The 19008-nt window shown below is 64.4% G+C and carries 17 protein-coding genes and 2 tRNA genes; 8 read left to right on the top strand and 11 right to left on the bottom strand.

Annotated features, from left to right (window positions below):
* Positions 1 to 166: 166 nt before the first annotated feature.
* Positions 167 to 730: a sterol desaturase family protein gene (locus OSH12_RS08475; RefSeq protein ID WP_266343080.1), complete on the top strand. Its 564-nt coding sequence runs from the start codon at positions 167 to 169 to the stop codon at positions 728 to 730.
* On the opposite strand, the gene OSH12_RS08470 is transcribed toward OSH12_RS08475, so the two are convergent.
* A complete protein-coding gene (locus tag OSH12_RS08470; protein WP_266343079.1) occupies positions 727 to 1011 on the bottom strand; it encodes a helix-turn-helix domain-containing protein in 285 nt (94 codons plus the stop codon). The genes OSH12_RS08475 and OSH12_RS08470 overlap by 4 nt on opposite strands.
* Before the next feature lie 157 nt (positions 1012 to 1168).
* On the opposite strand from OSH12_RS08470, the gene OSH12_RS08465 reads away from it, so the two are divergent.
* Positions 1169 to 1492: an XRE family transcriptional regulator gene (locus OSH12_RS08465; RefSeq protein ID WP_266343078.1), complete on the top strand. Its 324-nt coding sequence runs from the start codon at positions 1169 to 1171 to the stop codon at positions 1490 to 1492.
* 66 nt (positions 1493 to 1558) lie between these two features.
* On the opposite strand, the gene OSH12_RS08460 is transcribed toward OSH12_RS08465, so the two are convergent.
* Together OSH12_RS08460 and OSH12_RS08455 are read right to left on the bottom strand one after the other, a co-directional pair.
* Positions 1559 to 1634 (bottom strand) — tRNA-Lys (locus OSH12_RS08460).
* A 61-nt stretch (positions 1635 to 1695) separates the two neighbouring features.
* Positions 1696 to 1771, bottom strand: a tRNA-Lys gene (locus tag OSH12_RS08455).
* Positions 1772 to 1996: 225 nt separating this feature from the next.
* Between OSH12_RS08455 and OSH12_RS08450 the strand changes: the two genes are divergently transcribed.
* A complete protein-coding gene (locus OSH12_RS08450) occupies positions 1997 to 4204 on the top strand; it encodes an esterase-like activity of phytase family protein (RefSeq protein WP_266343077.1) in 2208 nt (735 codons plus the stop codon).
* 446 nt (positions 4205 to 4650) lie between these two features.
* Here the strand turns inward: OSH12_RS08450 and OSH12_RS08445 are convergent, their stop codons facing one another.
* Positions 4651 to 6219 carry a 2-isopropylmalate synthase gene (locus OSH12_RS08445; RefSeq protein ID WP_266343076.1) on the bottom strand — a complete coding sequence of 523 codons (1569 nt, stop codon included), beginning with the start codon at positions 6217 to 6219 and terminating at the stop codon, positions 4651 to 4653.
* A 396-nt stretch (positions 6220 to 6615) separates the two neighbouring features.
* On the opposite strand from OSH12_RS08445, the gene OSH12_RS08440 reads away from it, so the two are divergent.
* Positions 6616 to 7695: a CgeB family protein gene (locus tag OSH12_RS08440; protein WP_266343075.1), complete on the top strand. Its 1080-nt coding sequence runs from the start codon at positions 6616 to 6618 to the stop codon at positions 7693 to 7695.
* A gap of 331 nt (positions 7696 to 8026) precedes the next feature.
* Here the strand turns inward: OSH12_RS08440 and OSH12_RS08435 are convergent, their stop codons facing one another.
* A complete protein-coding gene (locus OSH12_RS08435) occupies positions 8027 to 8947 on the bottom strand; it encodes a PhzF family phenazine biosynthesis protein (RefSeq protein ID WP_323180620.1) in 921 nt (306 codons plus the stop codon).
* 167 nt (positions 8948 to 9114) lie between these two features.
* Here OSH12_RS08435 and OSH12_RS08430 point away from each other — a divergent pair, with 167 nt between their 5' ends.
* Positions 9115 to 9483, top strand: a complete 369-nt coding sequence (locus OSH12_RS08430) for a BA14K family protein (RefSeq protein ID WP_266343074.1) — start codon at positions 9115 to 9117, stop codon at positions 9481 to 9483.
* 136 nt (positions 9484 to 9619) lie between these two features.
* Here the strand turns inward: OSH12_RS08430 and OSH12_RS08425 are convergent, their stop codons facing one another.
* Together OSH12_RS08425 and OSH12_RS08420 are read right to left on the bottom strand one after the other, a co-directional pair.
* Positions 9620 to 10645 (bottom strand): hydroxyacid dehydrogenase, encoded by a 1026-nt coding sequence (locus OSH12_RS08425; RefSeq protein WP_266343073.1) that lies wholly within the window; start codon positions 10643 to 10645, stop codon positions 9620 to 9622.
* A gap of 96 nt (positions 10646 to 10741) precedes the next feature.
* Positions 10742 to 11635, bottom strand: a complete 894-nt coding sequence (locus OSH12_RS08420; protein ID WP_266343072.1) for a LysR family transcriptional regulator — start codon at positions 11633 to 11635, stop codon at positions 10742 to 10744.
* Positions 11636 to 11735: 100 nt separating this feature from the next.
* On the opposite strand from OSH12_RS08420, the gene OSH12_RS08415 reads away from it, so the two are divergent.
* Together OSH12_RS08415 and OSH12_RS08410 are read left to right on the top strand one after the other, a co-directional pair.
* Positions 11736 to 12476: an SDR family oxidoreductase gene (locus OSH12_RS08415; protein WP_266343071.1), complete on the top strand. Its 741-nt coding sequence runs from the start codon at positions 11736 to 11738 to the stop codon at positions 12474 to 12476.
* Positions 12477 to 12694: 218 nt separating this feature from the next.
* Positions 12695 to 13060, top strand: coding sequence for a BA14K family protein (locus tag OSH12_RS08410; protein WP_266343070.1), 366 nt, complete (start codon positions 12695 to 12697; stop codon positions 13058 to 13060).
* A 162-nt stretch (positions 13061 to 13222) separates the two neighbouring features.
* Here the strand turns inward: OSH12_RS08410 and ilvC are convergent, their stop codons facing one another.
* Entirely contained in the window at positions 13223 to 14242 is a 1020-nt protein-coding gene (gene ilvC, locus OSH12_RS08405; RefSeq protein WP_266343069.1) for a ketol-acid reductoisomerase, read from the bottom strand.
* Between the two features lie 14 nt (positions 14243 to 14256).
* Positions 14257 to 14943, bottom strand: coding sequence for a TetR/AcrR family transcriptional regulator (locus OSH12_RS08400; protein WP_266343068.1), 687 nt, complete (start codon positions 14941 to 14943; stop codon positions 14257 to 14259).
* A gap of 552 nt (positions 14944 to 15495) precedes the next feature.
* Between OSH12_RS08400 and OSH12_RS08395 the strand changes: the two genes are divergently transcribed.
* A complete protein-coding gene (locus tag OSH12_RS08395) occupies positions 15496 to 16536 on the top strand; it encodes an LLM class flavin-dependent oxidoreductase (protein ID WP_266343067.1) in 1041 nt (346 codons plus the stop codon).
* A gap of 57 nt (positions 16537 to 16593) precedes the next feature.
* Here OSH12_RS08395 and OSH12_RS08390 read toward each other — a convergent pair whose 3' ends face one another.
* Positions 16594 to 18108 (bottom strand): ATP-binding cassette domain-containing protein, encoded by a 1515-nt coding sequence (locus tag OSH12_RS08390; RefSeq protein ID WP_266343066.1) that lies wholly within the window; start codon positions 18106 to 18108, stop codon positions 16594 to 16596.
* 301 nt (positions 18109 to 18409) lie between these two features.
* Entirely contained in the window at positions 18410 to 18949 is a 540-nt protein-coding gene (gene ilvN / locus OSH12_RS08385; protein WP_266343065.1) for an acetolactate synthase small subunit, read from the bottom strand.
* Positions 18950 to 19008: the final 59 nt, after the last annotated feature.

Below are 19008 nucleotides of genomic sequence, written 5' to 3'. Positions count from 1 at the left end.
AGACCATGGCATGCCGCCATCATCCCGTCACCTGCCTCAACGTCCGCGACGGGCTCCACGAACATATTTGGTCGCACCCGCCCGTCCCCCCTTGTTGTCTAGCTGTTAAGCTGGCTCAATTCAGGGTGACGCTCTTCGTGACTTACAGCCAGACCAGGGTGTCTAGATGCAACTGCGACCCGTCACGTATTATTCCGACTTTATCGTCTATCCCGTCGCACTGACCGGGTTGATCCTCGCAGCCATACTTTGGCATGGCCACATCAATCCGCTGATCTGGGTCAGCGCTTTCGGCGTCGGGCTGTTCGTTTGGACTCTCGCCGAATACTGGATCCATCGCGGCATTCTCCACAACGTCCCCTATTTTCGCGATCTGCACGAGACGCACCACGCCTCGCCGACCGCCCTGATCGGCACACCGATCTGGCTTAGCTTCTGCGTCATCGCCGCCGTCGTTTTCTGGCCGAGCTGGTATCTATACGGCTTCGGCATCGCCAGCGGCTTCACGGCGGGGATCACGACCGGCTATGTCAGCTACAGCTTCATCCACCATGTGCTGCATCACTGGCACCCGCCGCACGACAGCTACCTCTACAAGGTGAAGCGCCGGCACGCGCAGCATCATCACAGCGCCGACGAAGGCAATTACGGCGTCACGACGCTGTTCTGGGATCACGTGTTCCGCACGGCGCTGCCAGCCGGGCCCGAGCGCGGAACAAAGACGCGCTAGCCGTCGTTCGCCGAACTCAGTTCTTCCGGACGCTTCCCCTCGTCGACGTGGCTGCGATGCAGGCGCACGCCGGGGCCGCCCTCGACCAGTTGACCGTCGTCCTCGAAAATGATGCCGGCGTCCTGCAGGGTGTCGCGTAGAGCCGCGTAGATCCCGGGCGGAACGACTTCGCCGCTATCAAAACGCAGCAGCGCGTCAATCGGAACGCCCGCCTCGCGGGCCAGATCCTCAACGCTCCAGCCAAGGCCGGCCAGCGCCATCCTGCATTGAACGACATTCATGCCGGTTCACCATTTCCTGTTTTCATCGCCGCCAGTAGACCACCGGGCCGCCCGCAGGGCAATCTGCAGCGGTAATCTCCCGACGTCCCCTGCGCCCCGGCAGGGTTGCAGGCATCGCGCCTGCACCCCATCATGTCCGGGTGGACAAGGAGACAGCATGACCGAACCCGCCTTCCTGACCGGCCGCATGATCGCCGCCGCCCGCGCGCTCACCAGCATCAGCCTCGCCGACCTGGCGATCGACGCCGGGATCGATATCGAGCGCCTGCGGCTTCTGGAGCGGAGCGGCAGCACGCCGGTTACGCCACGCAGCGATGCCGAGGCGATCGCGAATGCGCTGGATCGCTTTGGCGCACTGCTGGTGCATGAGGGGGATGGACTGGGCGCTGGCGTAAGGCTGAAGTTCACCCGGCTCGACGTCAAGCAGATCGCCCGCATGGAAGGCGAAGGCGGCCCGGCGCTCAGCGACGACGTGCCCTGACGGATCGGATGAAAAAGCCTGAAACGAACAAGGCCGCCAATCGGAGATTGACGGCCTTGTCGAAAGTGGTGGGTGCACCAGGGATCGAACCTGGGACAAGCTGATTAAGAGTCAGCCGCTCTACCAACTGAGCTATGCACCCATTCGCAGCAACGACAGAGCGAAAACAAGAAGGCTCTGCAACCGGCGAATGTATCGTAATTTGGTGGGTGCACTAGGGATCGAACCTAGGACAAGCTGATTAAGAGTCAGCTGCTCTACCAACTGAGCTATGCACCCATTCCGTTTCGACTTCGTAGCCTTCGCTGCGACGCCCGGAACGACGCGGTATGTAGCAAAGCGATCCGGACCTGTCCAGCCGCGCTTTCACGCGGCTGTGGAAATCTTCCCCACCCTGTCCACAAGCCCAGCGAAACTGTCATTCCCCCGTCATGCGCGGCCGATTTATTGCCGGCACTCCAAGGCGACTCTGCCACGGACCTCTCTGAATTGATTGAGGAAACCATGTTCAAGCCGATCCTGCGCAGCGCGCTGGCCGCCACCCTCCTGGCCGGAACCGCCCTTGCCTCGAATGCCGCCGAGAACTTCAACCGCATCGCGACCTTCCATGTCGTCGACAACCTGCCCGGGGATGCCGACGCCAAGGAGAGCACGGTTGCCGAGATCATTACGGCGACCGCCGATGGCAACACGCTGGTCTACACCGACAGCCCCGGCAAGCGGATCGGCCTGATCGACATCACCGACCCGAAGGCGCCGAAGCCCGCCGGTACGGTGGCGCTCGGCGGCGAGCCGACCTCGACGGTCGTCGCCAACGGCTTCGCCCTGGTCGGCGTCGTCACCTCCAAGTCGAAGACCGAGCCGTCGGGCCATCTCGCCATCGTCGATCTCGCCACCAAGGCTGTGACGGCGACCTGCGATCTCGCCGGCCAGCCGGATTCGCTCGCCAAGAGCCCGGACGGCAAGTTCCTCGCCATCGCGATCGAGAACGAGCGCGACGAGGACATCAACGAAGGCGCCATCCCGCAACTGCCGGCCGGCAATTTGACCAGCTTCGCCATCGGCGCTGACGGTTCGGTCGATTGCGCCACCAAGACGGTGATCGACGTCACCGGCATCACCGAGATCGCCCCGACCGATCCCGAGCCGGAATTCGTCGATATCAACGACAAGAACCAGGTCGTTCTCACGCTCCAGGAGAACAACCACCTCGTCATCGCCGACCTCGCCACCGGCAAGATCGTGAAGCACTTCTCGGCCGGCACCGTCGATCTCGACGGCATCGACGTGAAGAAGGACGGCGTGATCGACCTTTCCGGCAAGATGGAGAAGGTCCCCCGCGAGCCGGACGGCGTGCAGTGGATCGACGAGACGCGCTTCTTCACCTCGAACGAGGGCGACTGGAAGGGCGGCTCGCGCGGCTTTTCCATCTTCAACGTCGACGGCACGCTCGAATATGACTCGGGCACGTCGCTCGAATACGAAACCGTCCGCCTCGGCCATTACCCGGAAAAGCGCAACAAGAAGGGCAACGAGCCGGAAGGCGCGGAAGTCGGCACCTTCGGTTCGGACAAGCTGATCTTCGTCGGCTCCGAGCGCGCTTCCCTCGTCGGCGTCTACAAGGACGAAGGCGCCGGCAAGGCCCCGACCTTCCTTCAGGCGCTGCCGGGCGGCATCGGCCCGGAAGGCCTGCTCGCGATTCCCCAGCGCAACCTGTTCGTCACGGCAGCCGAAAACGATCTTCGCGAGGACGGCCTGATCGGCTCCGTCGTGACGATCTATGAGCGCACCAACGCCCGGGCCGCCTACCCGACCATCGTCTCGGCCGACAAGAACGGCAAGCCGATCGGCTGGGCCGCCCTTTCCGGCACGGTCGCCGACGCCAAGGAAGCCGGCAAGCTCTACGCCGTGATCGACAGCGCCCAGTCGATCGGCCGCATCCTGACGATCGATGCCACGAAGACGCCGGCCGTCATCACCGACGAGATGACCGTCACCAAGGATGGCAAGCCGGTCGAGAATCTCGACCTCGAGGGCATCGCGCTTTCGAGCGATGGCGGCTTCTGGCTCGCCTCGGAAGGCAATCCCGAGCGCGAGAAGAACAAGACGCAGTCCTCGCTCGTCCGCGTCGACGCCAAGGGCGTCGTGCAGGAAGAGATCGCCCTGCCGGAAGCGCTGGCAGCCCACGCCACCCGCTTCGGCTTCGAGGGCGTGACGGTTGTCGGCACCGGCGCCGACGAGACCGTCTGGGTCGCCGTACAGCGCGAGTGGAAGGACGATCCGAAGGGCTTCACCAAGCTGCTCGCCTACAAGCCGGCCTCGAAGGAATGGGCCGCCGTGCTCTATCCGCTCGACAAGGCTGAAAAGGGCTGGGTTGGCCTTTCCGAACTGACCGCCGTTCCCGGTGGCCTCGTTGCCATCGAGCGCGACAACCAGATCGGCCGCGATGCGAAGATCAAGAAGCTGACCTTCGTCTCGCTGGAAGGCATCACCCCTGCCCCGCTCGGCGGCGACCTGCCCAAGGTCGTGAAGAAGGACCTCCACGACCTGCTGCCGGCCCTGCAGGCGACCAATGGCTACGTCCTCGACAAGATCGAGAGCTTCGCCCTCGACGTCGCCGGCAACGGCTACGCGATCACCGACAATGACGGCGTCGACGATCATTCCGGCGAGACGCAGTTCCTCCGCCTGGATTTCGATCTGCCGAAGTAAGCGGCATTCGGACTGACGATGGCGGCGTCCTGTGAAAGCAGGACGCCGTTCTCGTTTGGGGACCTGCCCACACTCCACCCTCTCCCGCAAGCGGGCGAGGGCCTTTTCGATAGAGCTTGGCTGAGACGTCTCTTCGCTCTCCCTCAGGGAGAGATGGAAAGACGAACCACCTCGGTCGTCATCCCTGCGGAAGCAGGGATCCACCTTTCTCGAACGCGTGAGCGTCCGCTAAAGGGGCTCGGCTGCTTCGTTTTTTCCGTCCTCCGCGGGCCTCGCCGCTGCATGGATTCCTGCTTTCGCAGGAATGACGGCGAGGGTTTGGCGCAATCGCACCTTCTCCGGTGCGCGGGAGAGGGTCGGGTCTGGGTCTCTCCTTCATCCGCCCCCCAAACAAAAACGGCCGCGTCATCGACGCGGCCGTTTGCATTTCAGAAGCAGAAAGCCGATCAGGCGTTGACGGCCTGGGCGTGCTGGCGCTGGCGCTTCACCATCAGCTTGTTCAAGGACGACAGATACGCCTTGGCCGAGGCGACCATCGTATCCGGGTCCGCTCCCTTGCCGGTGACCGACTTGCCGTCCTCCTCGAGCCGGACCGAAACCTCGGCCTGCGCATCGGTGCCTTCGGTGACGGCGTGTACCTGATAGAGCGACAGCGTCGCCTCATGCGGCACGATCGCCTTGACGGCGTTGAAGATCGCGTCGACCGGACCGTTGCCGGTGACTTCCTTCGTCACATGCGCACCTTCGACGTCGAGGCTGATGATCGCCTTGGCAGCACCGCCGGTGCCGGCGATGACGGTCAAGGACAACAGGCGGATTGCCTCGGCTGCGACGGCCATGCCGTCGCCGATCAGCGCCTCGATGTCCTCGTCATAGACGTGCTTCTTGCGGTCAGCCAAATCCTTGAAGCGCTTGAAGGCGTCTTCCAAGGCGTTGTCGCCGATCTCGAAGCCCAGATCCTTGAGCTTCTCGCGAAATGCGTGGCGGCCGGAATGCTTGCCCATCACCAGCGAGGTCGCCTTCACGCCGACGCTCTCCGGCGTCATGATCTCGTAGGTCTCGGCGTTCTTCAGCATGCCGTCCTGGTGGATGCCGCTCTCATGCGCGAAAGCGTTCCGGCCGACGATCGCCTTGTTGTACTGCACCGGGAAGGCGGAAACGTTCGAGACCAGCTTGGAGGCGCGGGTCAGCATCGAAGCGTCGATGTTGGTGTCGTAGGGCATGACATCGCGACGGGTGCGGATCGCCATGACGATCTCTTCCAGCGCCGCATTGCCGGCGCGCTCGCCGAGACCGTTGATCGTGCATTCGATCTGGCGCGCGCCGCCGGCGATACCGGCCAGGGAGTTGGCGACAGCCAGGCCCAGGTCGTTATGGCAATGGGTCGAGAAAATCGCCTTGTCGGAATTCGGAACGCGCTCGATCACCTCGCGGAACATCGCCGCGTATTCTTCCGGAACGGCATAGCCGACCGTATCGGGCAGGTTGATCGTCGTGGCGCCGGCCTTGATGGCGGCGTCGACGGTACGGACCAGATATTCGATCGGCGTGCGGGTGGCGTCCATTGCCGACCACTCGACGTCCTCGACCAGGTTGCGCGCCTGCGTCACCGTGGCGGTGATGATGTCGAGCACCTGCTCCTCGGTCTTGCGCATCTGGTGGGCCAGATGGATCGGCGAGGTCGAGACGAAGGTGTGGATGCGCGAACGCTTGGCGACGCGGACCGCCTCGCCTGCCCGGATGATGTCGCCGGAAATGGCGCGGGCGAGGCCGGCGATGGTGACGTTGTCACCGGCGCGCTTGGCGATCTCGTGCACGGCTTCGAAATCGCCCTGGCTGGCGATCGGGAAACCGGCTTCGATCACGTCGACGCCCATGTCTTCCAGCAACTCGGCAACTTCGATCTTCTCTTCGAACGTCATCGAGGCGCCGGGGCACTGCTCGCCGTCGCGCAAGGTCGTGTCGAAGATGACGATCCGGTCCTTGGACGAGGACGAGGTGGTGTTCGCGGTCATGTTGGTCTTCCTTATCGGGTGCCCGACGCGCGCATGGCGATCAGGGCATGAATGGCGGAGGTCTTCGCTTTCATTCCCCTGAGTGCCCGCCCATCAAGGGCAGCCGACGCTCAGGGGCGTCTAAGGAGAAGCAGACCACGAAGAGCGGACATGGCACGGCCGGTCGCGCTGGACGCAACCTGGAAACCGGAACCATGAATCGTGAAGAGCTGCACGCTCTCGCCCTCGTTTACATTCCGCCGGACCGCGCGACGTCGCGCCGGGATCCAAACTGCAAGACCCATAGCAAAGGACCCCACCCCGAAGCAAGGCGACAATCGGACCTTTGCCGTTTCTGTTGCATGGTGATTTGGCAGGTTGCTATAGACCACGCGCAGCAGAGGATCACGCCGGACCATGACCGTCGACGAAGCTAGGACGAGTGGCGGCAGCCGGCTGCGCATTCTCGATATCAACACGCGCCTGTTCCAGAACGCCGCGCCGGATCAGACGGATTTCTTCTGGTCCAGCCGCAAACCGGGCGGTTCGAACGCGCCCCTGCTCGGCCCGACCGCCTTTTTCCGCACGATGCGCAAGCTGCGCGACGGCGATTACGATCTCGTCGTCGTCGATGGACCCAGCCTGCCGGCCTGGCATCCGCGCACCTGGCTGACGGCGCTGCGCGATTATCACATCCGTGCGCCAAAGGCGTTGTTCGCCATTGCCGCGACCCGGCTGATGCACCGCTTCCACGACGTTCCGGTGGCGGTCATCGACATCAATGATTCGTTCGGCGTGGGCCGGCACAATTTCCGCCTGATCGACCGCTGCCACAGCTATTTCAAGCGCGAGCTGACCGCCGACAAATGGCAGGTTTTCTTCAAGTCGAGCCACTGGGACCTGCCCGGCCGGCGCTGGCGTCTGAAGAAAAGCTCGCAGCGCCGCATCGCCAAGCTACGCCCAATTCATCTCGGCTATCCGGGCAGGCTCTCCGGCCAGCCGACGACCGTGAAGACATCCGACGTGTTCTTCGCCGGCGATACGCACCCCAACAGCACCGTGCGCAGCGAAGGCATCGAGGAATTGCTGGCGCTGCGCAACGAGGGCTACATCATCGACGTGCCGGACGGGCCGCTCGATCGCGCCACCTTCTACCATCGCCTGGCCTCGGCGCGGCTCGCCTGGTCGCCTATGGGCTATGGCTGGGACTGCTATCGCCATTACGAGGCGAGCGAGCTCGGCACCGTGCCGGTGATGAATTATCCGACGATCTGCCAGCACAAGCCGTTCCGCAATGGCGAGCATTGTTTCTACTATTCGCCCGAGCCGGGCGGTCTTTCTCGGGCGGTGCGCGGCGCGCTGCAGGACCCCGACCACATCGCCGGCATGGCGGTCGCCGCCCGCGCCTACACGCTGGAGCACCACTCGATCCGGGCCCGCGCGGAATATGTCGTCACGACCGTGCTCGGCCTGACGCTGGACGGCGAGCGGGCCTGATCAGAGCTGTCGAGGGAACTGGGCTGGGGCAGAGAGCACTACGTTGACATCGTAGTGGACACCGGTTCGGACGAAGCTCGGCTTCGTCGGCACTGCGCAATTGCCTTCACCGACCCCCGAGTTCAGGACGCGGTGAAGAAAGGCTTCCGCATCCCTCGATCATCATCCTGAGGTGCTTCGCGTCAGCGAAGCCTCGAAGGAGGGTCCAGCGAAACACCTCGACCTGCGGTCTTCATTCCCTGGACCCTCCTTCGAGGCCCGGCCTTGCCGGGCACCTCAGGATGATGACCGAGTGTGCACCGAGCGGCAGGAAAGCAAGCAAGGCCCCCCCCTAGATATCCAGCGTGCCGCGCGCGATCAGTACGGCGTCGCCGCCGATGCGGCTGGCATGCAGTGTGTGGTTCTCGATATCCACCTCGAGCGAAATCAGGCTCGGCCGCTTCATTTCAAAGCCCTGCTCGATGACGAAGCGGTGCGTTCCCGACGGCAGTTGATCGAACGCGGCGATCGCCCCGGCAAAGGCCGCGGCGGCGGAACCGGTGGCCGGATCCTCGATGATCCCCTCGCCCAGCCAGAACATGCGGGCATGGAACTGGTGATCGTTGGTTGTCGTCTCGCGCGTGTAGAGATAGACGCTGCCGACGCCTTCCGGCAGAGCGTTCTTCCAGTTCTGGATCACCGGCCGGGCGCGCGTGATGGCAGCGAGATCGCGCACCGGCACCAGCAGGTAGGGCACACCGGCCGAATAAACCGAGGGGCGGTGGTTCTCGCAGCCAAGCTGCGATGGCTCCAGCCCCAGCATCGCAGCCAGCGCCGCATCGTCGATCTCGGCATCCACCCTTGCCGATTGCTTCGGCACGTCAAAAATGGCGTGCCCGGCCTTGCCGGAGTGCAGCGCGACAACGCAGCGGATATCGCCAACCTTTTCCTCGACCACGAAGACGGCATCCTGACCCGCGGCCTCCGCGCCAAAGGTCTCGAGCGCCAGCAGCACGGCGGTGCCGACGGTCGGGTGGCCGGCAAAAGGCATCTCGTAGGCCGGGCAGAAAATACGCAGATGGGCGCGATGTCCCGGTTTTTCCGGCGGCAGCACGAACACCGTCTCGGCCAGGTTGAACTCGCGCGTAATCGCCTGCATGCGCTCGTCGCTCAGCCCTTCACTATCGAGGACGACCGCGAGCTGGTTGCCCTCGAGGGGCGACTTGGCGAAGACGTCGAGTAGGGCAAAACGGCGGGTCAAGGGCAGCCTCATGCGTCGATCCAACAGATCCTTCCTCATAGCATGAGACAACGCGACCCGGCTCCTGTGAAGCCGTTCATAGCGCCCGAAAGCGCCCTGTTGTCTTCTCTCATCATTCAGCGGGCATTCAGCTAGGCCCCCCTAGAGATCAGGCCCTCCGCCCCCCAATGGGAGATCGCATGATGAAGAAGATCGCAACCGCCGCTCTCGCCGCCCTGATCGGCATCACCGCCATCATCGGCACGGCCGAAACCGCCTCGGCCGAGAACGGCCGCAACGCAGCCGCCGCAGCCGGCGCCGTTGTCGGCCTTGGTGTCGGCGCCCTGCTCGCCGCCCCGCGCTATGACGATGGCTACGAGGTCGCCCCGCCGCGCTACGCCGCCCCGGTCTATGACGACGGCTACCGCGCACCGCCGCGCCGCGTCGTTCGCGCCAATTGGCGCGCTCACACGGAGTGGTGCTACGACAACTACCGCTCCTATGACGAACGCAGCGACACCTTTATCGGTCGGGACGGCAACGAATACCGCTGCCGCGGCTCGTACTAGAGCGATTTCAAGCGAAGAAACTCTCCATAAGGAGAGGCAAAGAATCCATTGCTCGGCCAATAATTCTGCATGACCAATAGATTTTGACAACGAAGACAATCACCCGCCGCCGGCATCCGACGGCGGGCTTTTTTGTCTACGTCACACGGACCGGCTTCGAACGCAGCCGGCTCGCCAGCGCCGGATCGGCGCGGCGGCAAAGCTGCGGCGGCAGGCCGCGCAGGATCAGCTCGGCATCGGCAACCGCCATCCGGCCGATCGAGAACAGCGCGTCGACGGTGCCGCCCGTCCTGTGCGCCGAGAGCAGGATGCCCTCCATCTGGCGCACCGGATCATCAGCCGGCACGGGCTCCTCCGGGAACACATCGGTCGCAACACGGATATGGCCGGAACGGACCGCGTCGAGCATGGCCGGGAAATCGACCACCGCCGCACGGCTCATCAGCAGGAAGGCCGCGCCCTTCTTCATCAGCGCGAATTCGCGCGCACCCAGAAATCCCTGATTCTCGCCCGTCACCGTCGCGAAGACGAACACCACCTGGCTGGTCGAAAGCACGTCGTCGAGCGAGGCCGGCTGGCAATCATGCCGCTCGATGATCTCGTCCGGCAGCCAGGGATCGAACACCTTGACCGGATTCTTGAACGGCCGGATCAGCTCGCGCAGATTCTTGCCGAGATCGCCGAGCCCGATGATGCCGACCGAAGCGCCGGCGAAGCGGAACGTCTCGGCATTGGCGGCAAGGCCATATTGCTCGGTGACGGCGCGAAACGCGCGGTCGGCGGCCGAGATACCGCGCGCCAGATCGATCGCCATGCCAAGGGCGGCTTCCGCCACCGGGGCTGCGAAGGCAGAGCCCGGCGTCAGCACCCAGATATTGCGTTCCTGGCAGGTCTGGTAATCGATATTGGGCAGGAAGTTGGTCTCGACATTGATGACCGCCTTCAGCTTCTTCGCCCGGTCGAGCCGCTCGCGCGGCAGCGCCGTCTGGCCGAAGATCAGCACCGTTTCAGGCAGCAGTTCGTCGATCTGCGCGTCCGACATCGGCGCATCTTCCGAGATCACCACGCGGCCCAGCTTCTCCAGCCGCGCACGGACATCCGGCTCCATGATCAGATCGAGCGTCCGCGGCAGCGGATCGACCAGAATAATTCCCTCAGCCAAGACAGTTCCTCCCATTCCTGATTGCCGCCAGCCTAGGCCAGTTTCGACTGGCTGCGCCATTGGCTGACGTTGCGCCAGCCGCGATCCACGACTTTTCTACAGATCGGCTTCGGCGAAGATCGGCACGATCCAGTCGAGGAAGACGCGCAGGCGCGGCGACAATTGCCGGTTCTGCGGATAGAGCGCCGCGAGCGGGGTCGGCGGCGGCGGGAAATCCGGCAGCACTTCGACCAGCGCTCCCCTGGCAAGGTCGTCGCGAAAGCGATAGCGCGGCGCCTGAATCAGGCCGAAGCCGCGCCGCGCGAGATCGGCCATCGTGTCGGAGTTATTGACCGAAAGGCGGCCCGGCAGGTTCACCAGCCGGACCTCGCCCTGCACCATGAATTCGAGCGGCATGGTCTGCCCGGTGCGCGAGGAGACGAAGCCGACGGCAAGATGCCCGTCCAGTTCGTCGGGCGAACGCGGCATGCCGTGTTTTTCCAGATAGGCGGGGCTGGCGCAGGTGACTTCGCGGATCAGGCCGAGCCGCCGCATGATCAGCCCGCTTTCGGCGGCGTTGCCGGCGCGGATGACGCAATCGACGCCCTCGCGCACGAGATCAACCAGCCGGTCGCCCTGCCCGATCTGCAAATCGAGCAGCGGGTATCGCTGCATGAATTCCTGCAACTTCGGCAGCAGGAAGGTCTGCGTCAGCAGGGGATGCGCATCGACGCGCAGCAGGCCGCGCGGCTGGGCGTTGCGAAACGCATTTTCGGCGTCATCGACCTCGGAAAGAATGGAGAGGCAGCGCTGGTAGAAGGCCTGGCCGTCGAGGGTCGGTGCGACATGGCGGGTCGTCCGCTCCAGCAGGCGCACGCCAAGGCTGCGTTCCAGCTGCTTGACCGCCTCCGTCGTCGTCGAGCGGGCAAGGCCGAGATCCGCCGCCGCGGCGGAAAAGCTGCGGCGGTCGACGACGCGGACGAACAGTTGCATGCGATCCAGACGGTCCATGACTTTGTTCACCACAGCCGAATTCTTATGTCAATTTGCCAAGAATTGTTCTGGAATAAGCCACACTCTATTTCTGGCTCAACATAACCGGAGCCAAGCCATGACCACCCCAGCCCAACGCGTCGCGATCGTCACCGGAGCCTCGAAAGGCATCGGCGCCGCGATCGCAAAGCGCCTTGCCTCAGACGGAATCGCCGTCGTCGTAAACTATGCCTCGAACCGGAAATCCGCCGACGAAGTCGTGGCGGCGATCGAGACTGCCGGAGGAACGGCCATCGCCGTCCAGGCCGACATCGCCAGCGCCGGCGGGGTCGCCGCCCTGTTCGACGCGGCCGAGACGGCCTTTGGCGGCGCGGACATCCTCGTCAACAATGCCGGCGTCATGACGCTCGGAGCCCTGTCGGACGTCGATGATGCCGCCTTCGAGGCGCAGGTCGCGATCAATCTTGGCGGCGCGTTCCGAGGCATGCGCGAAGCGACCAGGCGGCTTCGCGATGGCGGACGCATCGTCAATTTTTCATCCAGCGTCGTCGGCCTCTATCAGCCGGGCTACGGCATCTACGCCGCCACCAAGGCCGCCGTCGAAGCGATGACCCACATCCTGGCGAAGGAACTGGGGCCGCGCCGGATCACGGTCAACGCCGTCGCGCCCGGGCCGGTCGAGACGGAATTGTTCACCAAGGGCAAGACCGACGAGCAGATCCGCGCGATTGCCGGCATGAACCCGATGCGCCGGCTCGGCCAGCCCGACGACATTGCTGCCGTCGTCGCGTTTCTCGCTGGTCCCGACAGCGGCTGGGTGAACGGCCAGGTCCTGCGCGCAAATGGCGGCGTCATCTGACGCGCCGGTTTCCTAGCCTGAGCGGACGCCAACTGCCCACCATCAGGCGCCAAAATGACGCAGCCGTCTATTCTTGGTTTAAAATTGGTTAATTCAACAACACCACCACTACCCAAGGTAGTTCCACGACCGAAAACTTAGGCGCGTCAGTCATAGTTTTGCCCCGATGCATACCGATATTCGGCCCATCTCAGGCTTCACGAACAGGAGGCTTCATCATGAGAAGCTTCGTTACCGCGTCGCTCGCCGGCGTCCTTGGCATTCTTGCCGTAACGGCAACCGCCTCGACGGCTTCGGCTGACCGCTGGCACGGCGGCCCGCGCTACTATGGCCACTATCACCAGGACAATAGCGGCGCCGTCATCGGCGGCCTCGCCGCCGGCACCCTGCTCGGCCTCGGCATCGGCGCCATCGCGTCGCAGCCGCGCGTCTATGCCGACGACTACGAGGTCCCGCCGCCGCGTGGCGCCGCCTGGCGCGCCCATGTCGACTATTGCCTCGACCGCTACCGCAGCTACAGCCCCGAGACCGATACCTTCATCGGTCGCGACGGATACGAATATCGCTGCCGCGGCTCGTACTAAGCGCCAGCGCACCGAACATAAAAAGCCCCGCGGGATCGCTCCCGCGGGGCTTTTTGTTGGGACATTCGCCGGTGTCGGCGTTGGTAAAGCACGGGCAAGGCGGACAACAAAAAAGGAGCCGCCTCGCGGCGGCTCCTTCCGGTCTCGTAAGGCGATCTGGCCTTAGTTGACGGCCTTGTCGACCAGCTTGTTCTTGCCGATCCAGGGCATCATCTCGCGCAGCTTGGCGCCGACGGCCTCGATCTGGTGCGCGTCGTTGTTGCGACGGATCGCCTTGAAGCGCGCGCCACCGGCGCGGTATTCCTGCATCCACTCGGACGTGAACTTGCCGGTCTGGATGTCGGTCAGGACGCGCTTCATCTCAGCCTTGGTCTCGGCGGTGACGATACGCGGACCCGTGACATACTCGCCCCACTCGGCGGTGTTCGAGATCGAGTAGTTCATGTTGGCGATACCGCCCTCATAGATGAGGTCGACGATCAGCTTCACTTCGTGCAGGCACTCGAAATAGGCCATTTCCGGCGCGTAGCCGGCTTCGACCAGCGTCTCGAAGCCAGCGCGGATCAGTTCGACCACGCCGCCGCAAAGGACTGCCTGCTCGCCGAACAGATCGGTCTCGCACTCTTCCTTGAAGGTGGTCTCGATGATGCCCGAACGGCCGCCGCCAACGCCACAGGCGTAGGACAGAGCGAGCTCGAGCGCGTTGCCCGAAGCGTCCTGCGAGATCGCGACGAGGCAAGGAACGCCGCCGCCCTTCTGGTATTCGCCGCGAACCGTGTGGCCGGGGCCCTTCGGTGCGATCATGACGACGTCGATCGACTTCTTCGCTTCGATCAGGCCGAAGTGAATGTTGAGGCCGTGCGCGAAAGCGATCGCAGCGCCGTCACGGATGTTGCCGGCGATCTCGTCCTTGTAGATGTCGGCCTGCAGCTCGTCGGGAGCCGCCATCATCATCAGGTCGGCCCAGGCAGCAGCCTCGGCAACGGTCATGACCTTGAAGCCATCGGCTTCGGCCTTCTTGACCGTCGGCGAGCCGGCGCGAAGCGCGACGACCAGTTCCTTGGCGCCCGAATCCTTGAGGTTCAGAGCATGAGCGCGGCCCTGGGAGCCGTAGCCGATGATCGCGACCTTCTTGGACTTGATCAGGTTGAGATCGGCATCGCGATCGTAATAAACGCGCATGAGAGTGTTCCTTTCTATCCCGTCCGTTCGTTTCCCAAGCCGGCCCTCTGCGGAGCCGGTCCGGTATTTTCTTCCGTGCCAAAAAGCCGGAAAAATTCGTCAATCGCCTGGGCCGCGCGCTTTGCCGGCGCCTCGCCGTCCAGGCTGTCGCCCAGCAGCAGGCGCACATGCGTGTCGCGCACGATCAGGCCATACAGCGTGCGATAGGCCTCGCGCGTGTCGGCGAAGTCAAGCAGCCGTTCGCGTCGCCCGCTTTCGAGCAGCGCCGAGAGCCGCGTCTCGATCGGCCGGCGGCCGTGCTCGCGCAAAAGCAGGCCGAGATCGGCCTCGCCGCGCCGCGCCTGGCCGATGGCAAGACGGTTCAGCGCCAGTGAAACATCGCCGGCCAGAACCTTCAGAAGATTGGCCGCGATCCCGGTCAACTGGGCGGCGAGCACCGCCCTGCCCTTGGCGCCCGAGGCGGCCGGCTCGGCCTTCACCTTGCTCGACTGGAAAGTGATCATCGCGGCGAGAAGGCCGTCGCGATCGCCAAACCATTTGTAGAGGCTTTCCTTGGAGCAGTTCGCGGCTCGCGCCACGCCCGCCGTCGTCAGCGCCCGCTCGCCGCCCTCGACCAACAGCCCGAGCGCGCTTTCCAGAACGGCGTTCTGGCGCGGCGAATAGGTCTCGTTGCCGGCAATGGAGGTGGCGTTCGACGTCAAGCGACTGGATCTCCATGAGACTCTTGCGGACCGAGGCAACGGGCAAACGGCAGTCCTGGGACCGGCCGAAAATGCCGCACTGCGGTGTACCGTACGGTACGGTTCCAGCTCGATATAGGATGGGTTCGCTCCGGTCAAGCGACTCTCGGTCAACCGCGTGCTCTGCCTGGCGACCAGCCGCGCCGCCAGGGCTTGGCGCCGTGCCATTCCCTTGAGGATCGAAGTTCAAGCAAGCCCCTCACCCCACCCTCTCCCGCAAGCGGGCGAGGGCTTTTTCGGCGGCGCGTTTGGGTAAAAAATCTGGCGCGGAGCGAAGACGGGGGGCGGCGGACTCCCTCTCCCGCTTGCGGGAGAGGGTTGGAGTGAGGGTCTTCTGAAAGCTCGTCCCCTCGCCCGGCTTGCGCGCCGCCCCGGCACCCACCAGATGAGGCCCAACAGAAACCCCAATGAGACTCGACGCCGCCAAATGGTGCGGCGCAGGCGACCGACCTCCAGCCGCATCCGTGTACAGTGCAGCCAGAGGCAGCGTTGCTGTTCGAGTGGAGATTTCCCGTGAAGAAGAAGATCGGTTTCCTGTCGTTCGGCCATTGGCAGGCCGCCCCAGGCTCGCAAACACGTACGGCGCAGGATTCGCTGCTGCAGGCGATCGACCTGGCCGTGGCGGCGGAAGAGATCGGCATAGACGGCGCCTTTTTCCGCGTTCATCATTTCGCCCGCCAGGCAGCGGCACAATTTCCGCTGCTTTCGGCCATCGCGGCGCGTACGAAGCGCATCGAGTTCGGCACCGCCGTGGTCGACATGCGCTACGAAAACCCGCTCTACATGGCCGAGGAAGCCGCCGCGACCGATCTGATCGGCAATGGCCGGTTGCAGCTCGGCATCAGCCGCGGTTCGCCCGAGCCCGCCGAGCGCGGCTGGGAAGCGTTCGGCTATGATTCCGGCGACGACCTGACCGGCGCCGAACTCGCGCGCGTGCATACGGAGATGTTCCGGCTGGCGATCCGGGGAGCCGGTGTCGCCAAGGCCGCCACGGGAAGATCCGGCACCGGCGGCCGGCTGGCGATCCAGCCGCAATCGCCGGGCCTGCCGGAGCGCATCTGGTGGGGCGCCGCGACGCGGAAAACAGCCAAGTGGACCGCCGAGCAGGGCATGAACTTGATGAGCTCGACGCTGCTGCTGGAAGATACCGGCGTGCCGTTCAGCGAGCTGCAGGCCGAGCAGATCCGCGTCTATCGCGAGGCCTGGGCGGCAGCCGGCTGGAAGCATGAGCCCCGCGTTTCGGTTTCGCGCAGCGTGCTGCCGATCACCGATGACAGGGATCGCGCCTATTTTGGCGCGCGCGACGGATCCGACCAGGATCAGGTCGGCTATCTCGACAACAGCCTCGCCCGCTTCGGCAAGAGCTATGTCGGCGAGCCGGACGTGATCGCGGCGGAACTGGCCAAGGACCAGGCCGTGCTCGATGCGGACACGCTGCTCCTCACCGTGCCGAACCAGCTCGGCGTCGAATACAACGCCAAGCTCTTGCGAACGATCGCCGACCACATCGCGCCCGCCATCGGCTGGAAGCGCACGGCGGTGGAGCTCGTCTAGCCAGAACCAGGAGTGCTTCACCGACTCGCGGAGACGGCGAAGCACTTTTTCTGAGGTTCAGCCTGACAAGAGACTTTCGAACACGGCGGCCGGGTCATCGATCTCGACCAGCCGCCGGTTGGAAATCACCCAGATCCGCGTCGCCACGGCCTGGACGAATGCCCGGTCGTGGCTGACGAAAAGGCAGGCGGCGCCGTGCTCGGCCAGTTCGCCTTCCAGCATATCCTGCCCCTCGATATCGAGGTGGTTCGTCGGCTCATCCAGCAGATAGAAGTTCGGCTGCGACAGGCGCAGCAGCAGCATGGAAAGCCTTGCCCGCTGGCCGCCGGAAAGCCGGCCGACCGGCGCCGCCTGGGCATCGATGCTGATCCCGGCTCCAGCGAGTTGCGACCGCGCCTGATGATCGGTCAGGACCCCACGCTGCTTCACCGCATCCCAAGGCGTCGGAAACGCATCCAGCTGGGATAGCGCCTGATCGGAATAGCCGAGTTCGAGGCTCGCCGCGCCCCGGATATGTCGATCCTCCCCGACAAGGGCTGCTCGCAATCTTTCGACCAGCCGCGTCTTGCCGGTTCCGTTGGCGCCGAGCAAGGCTATCCGGTCCCCCTTCTCGATCCAGAGTCTCCCTGTTTTGAACAATGGCCGCCCGTCGGGTGTCGCGATCGCCGCGTCATCGATCGTCACCAGCGCCTTGGCGTGCGTGCCGCTATTGGTCAGGCGGATCGCGCCGGCCGAGCGTTCCAGATGTCCAGGCCGCGCCTGTTCCTCCAGCTTGTCGGCCCGCTCCGAAAGCTGCTTTGTCTTGACGACCAGCAGGTCGGAGCCGCTGTTGATCCCGATGTTCTTGAGCTTTGCCGATTGCTGTCGCAGGGCCCGGACCTTGCGCATGTCGTTCTCATATTGCCGATCACGCGCCGCATCGTTTTCGGCCAAGCTTTGGAGGGCGCGGGAATAGCCCAGCGCAAAGTCTTCGCTGGCCTCCGGCCGCAGGAACAAGGTGCGATGCGTCACGTCATCGAGAAAAGCGCGATCATGGCTCGCCGCGACCACGGCGCAGTCGCGAGGCAGGGCGCCGAGAAACCGCTGCAAAACGCCGATCCGGCCAAGGTCGAGATGGTTGGTCGGTTCGTCCAGCAGCAGCAGATCCGGCTCAACCACGGCCGCCCTCGCCAGCAGCATGGTGCGCTGCCAGCCGCCGGACAGGCCACGAACCGCGCAGCCCCGCAGGGTCTCGTCCACCTCGAGATCATCGAGCAGAACATCAACCCGCCAGCTCTCCGTTTCGGCGACCTCAGGGGCGAGCGCATCGAGCACGGCGGCATGGAAGCTCAGGGACAGGAGGTGTTCGGGCGGGTCCTGCGGGGCGAAGGCGGTGACAAGCCCTCGTGCGCGCGTCACGTCGCCCGACGTCGCCTCCTCCTCGCCCGCCAGGATACGAAGGAGCGAGGATTTTCCGCGTCCGTTCGCGGCAACCAGGCCCAGCCGGTCTCCCTTGACGATGGAGACGCTGAGGCCGCTGAAAAGGCAGATGTGGCGGGTGAGCGAAAGGTCTTTGATGGCGAGCAGGGACATTGGGATCTCATAGAATCAGACAGGCTGGCACGACAAACCGTGCCGGAAAGGCTGACGATGAGACGGCAATGCGGTCCCTGGTCAGCCCCGCGGAATCAGGCGCGGGGCGAAGACAGGTCCTCGGGTTCTGTCGTGGAAGCGATGATAGAGCACCGGCTTCCCCTTCTCTGTGAATCCCGTGAAGTCGGAAGGATAACAACCCGATCCGACCGCGACAAGGCCATCGGCCCGAGCGACAGCCAACAAAAAAGGCCGAATCCTGCGATCCGGCCTCTCTTTGGTTCGGCGATGCCTGAAAGCCTCAGGTCGCTTCCGGGCCGCGCGTGATGGCGGCGACGCCGGTGCGCGAGACTTCGACCAGGCCGATCGGCTGCATCAGCAGGATGAACTGATCGAGCTTGTCGGTGCGGCCGGTCAGCTCGAACACGAAGCTCTCGGTCGTTGCATCGATCACGCGAGCGCGGAAGGCGTCGGCAAGCCGCAGCGCCTCGACCCGGTCGTCGCCGGCGCCGCGCACCTTGATCAGCAGCAGTTCGCGCTCGATCGCCTTGCCGGTGACGGTCAAATCGATGACCCGGTGCACCGGCACCATGCGCTCCAGTTGCGCCTTGATCTGCTCGATCACCTGCGGCGGGCCAGCCGTCACGACGGTGATGCGCGAGCGATGCTTCTCGTGCTCGGTCTCCGAGACGGTCAGGCTCTCGATGTTGTAGCCGCGCCCCGAAAACAGGCCGATGACGCGGGCTAGGACGCCCGGCTCGTTGTCGACAAGCACCGATAGCGTGTGCTGCTCGGTCTTATCCTTGCCTTCCTTGATCGCGTAGACGGATCCAGGCTGCATGTTGTTCTCCAAATATTCGGCATCCGCCTGAAACAATGGCTCGCCGTCATCCCCGCGAA

The organism is Kaistia terrae (genome assembly GCF_026344005.1).
Taxonomy (GTDB): Bacteria; Pseudomonadota; Alphaproteobacteria; order Rhizobiales; family Kaistiaceae; genus Kaistia; species Kaistia terrae.
The sequence above is the reverse complement of the archived record's forward strand: the minus strand, read 5'-3'. Positions and strand labels throughout refer to the sequence as shown.

Bases quoted from the DNA above. Each gene is read 5' to 3' on its own strand.
- OSH12_RS08475 (WP_266343080.1), top strand. From the start codon at position 167: ATGCAACTGCGACCCGTCACGTATTATTCCGACTTTATCGTCTATCCC.
- OSH12_RS08470 (WP_266343079.1), bottom strand. From the start codon at position 1,011: ATGAATGTCGTTCAATGCAGGATGGCGCTGGCCGGCCTTGGCTGGAGC.
- OSH12_RS08465 (WP_266343078.1), top strand. From the start codon at position 1,169: ATGACCGAACCCGCCTTCCTGACCGGCCGCATGATCGCCGCCGCCCGC.
- OSH12_RS08450 (WP_266343077.1), top strand. From the start codon at position 1,997: ATGTTCAAGCCGATCCTGCGCAGCGCGCTGGCCGCCACCCTCCTGGCC.
- OSH12_RS08445 (WP_266343076.1), bottom strand. From the start codon at position 6,219: ATGACCGCGAACACCACCTCGTCCTCGTCCAAGGACCGGATCGTCATC.
- OSH12_RS08440 (WP_266343075.1), top strand. From the start codon at position 6,616: ATGACCGTCGACGAAGCTAGGACGAGTGGCGGCAGCCGGCTGCGCATT.
- OSH12_RS08435 (WP_323180620.1), bottom strand. From the start codon at position 8,947: ATGAGGCTGCCCTTGACCCGCCGTTTTGCCCTACTCGACGTCTTCGCC.
- OSH12_RS08430 (WP_266343074.1), top strand. From the start codon at position 9,115: ATGATGAAGAAGATCGCAACCGCCGCTCTCGCCGCCCTGATCGGCATC.
- OSH12_RS08420 (WP_266343072.1), bottom strand. From the start codon at position 11,635: ATGGACCGTCTGGATCGCATGCAACTGTTCGTCCGCGTCGTCGACCGC.
- OSH12_RS08415 (WP_266343071.1), top strand. From the start codon at position 11,736: ATGACCACCCCAGCCCAACGCGTCGCGATCGTCACCGGAGCCTCGAAA.
- OSH12_RS08410 (WP_266343070.1), top strand. From the start codon at position 12,695: ATGAGAAGCTTCGTTACCGCGTCGCTCGCCGGCGTCCTTGGCATTCTT.
- ilvC (WP_266343069.1), bottom strand. From the start codon at position 14,242: ATGCGCGTTTATTACGATCGCGATGCCGATCTCAACCTGATCAAGTCC.
- OSH12_RS08390 (WP_266343066.1), bottom strand. From the start codon at position 18,108: ATGTCCCTGCTCGCCATCAAAGACCTTTCGCTCACCCGCCACATCTGC.
- ilvN (WP_266343065.1), bottom strand. From the start codon at position 18,949: ATGCAGCCTGGATCCGTCTACGCGATCAAGGAAGGCAAGGATAAGACC.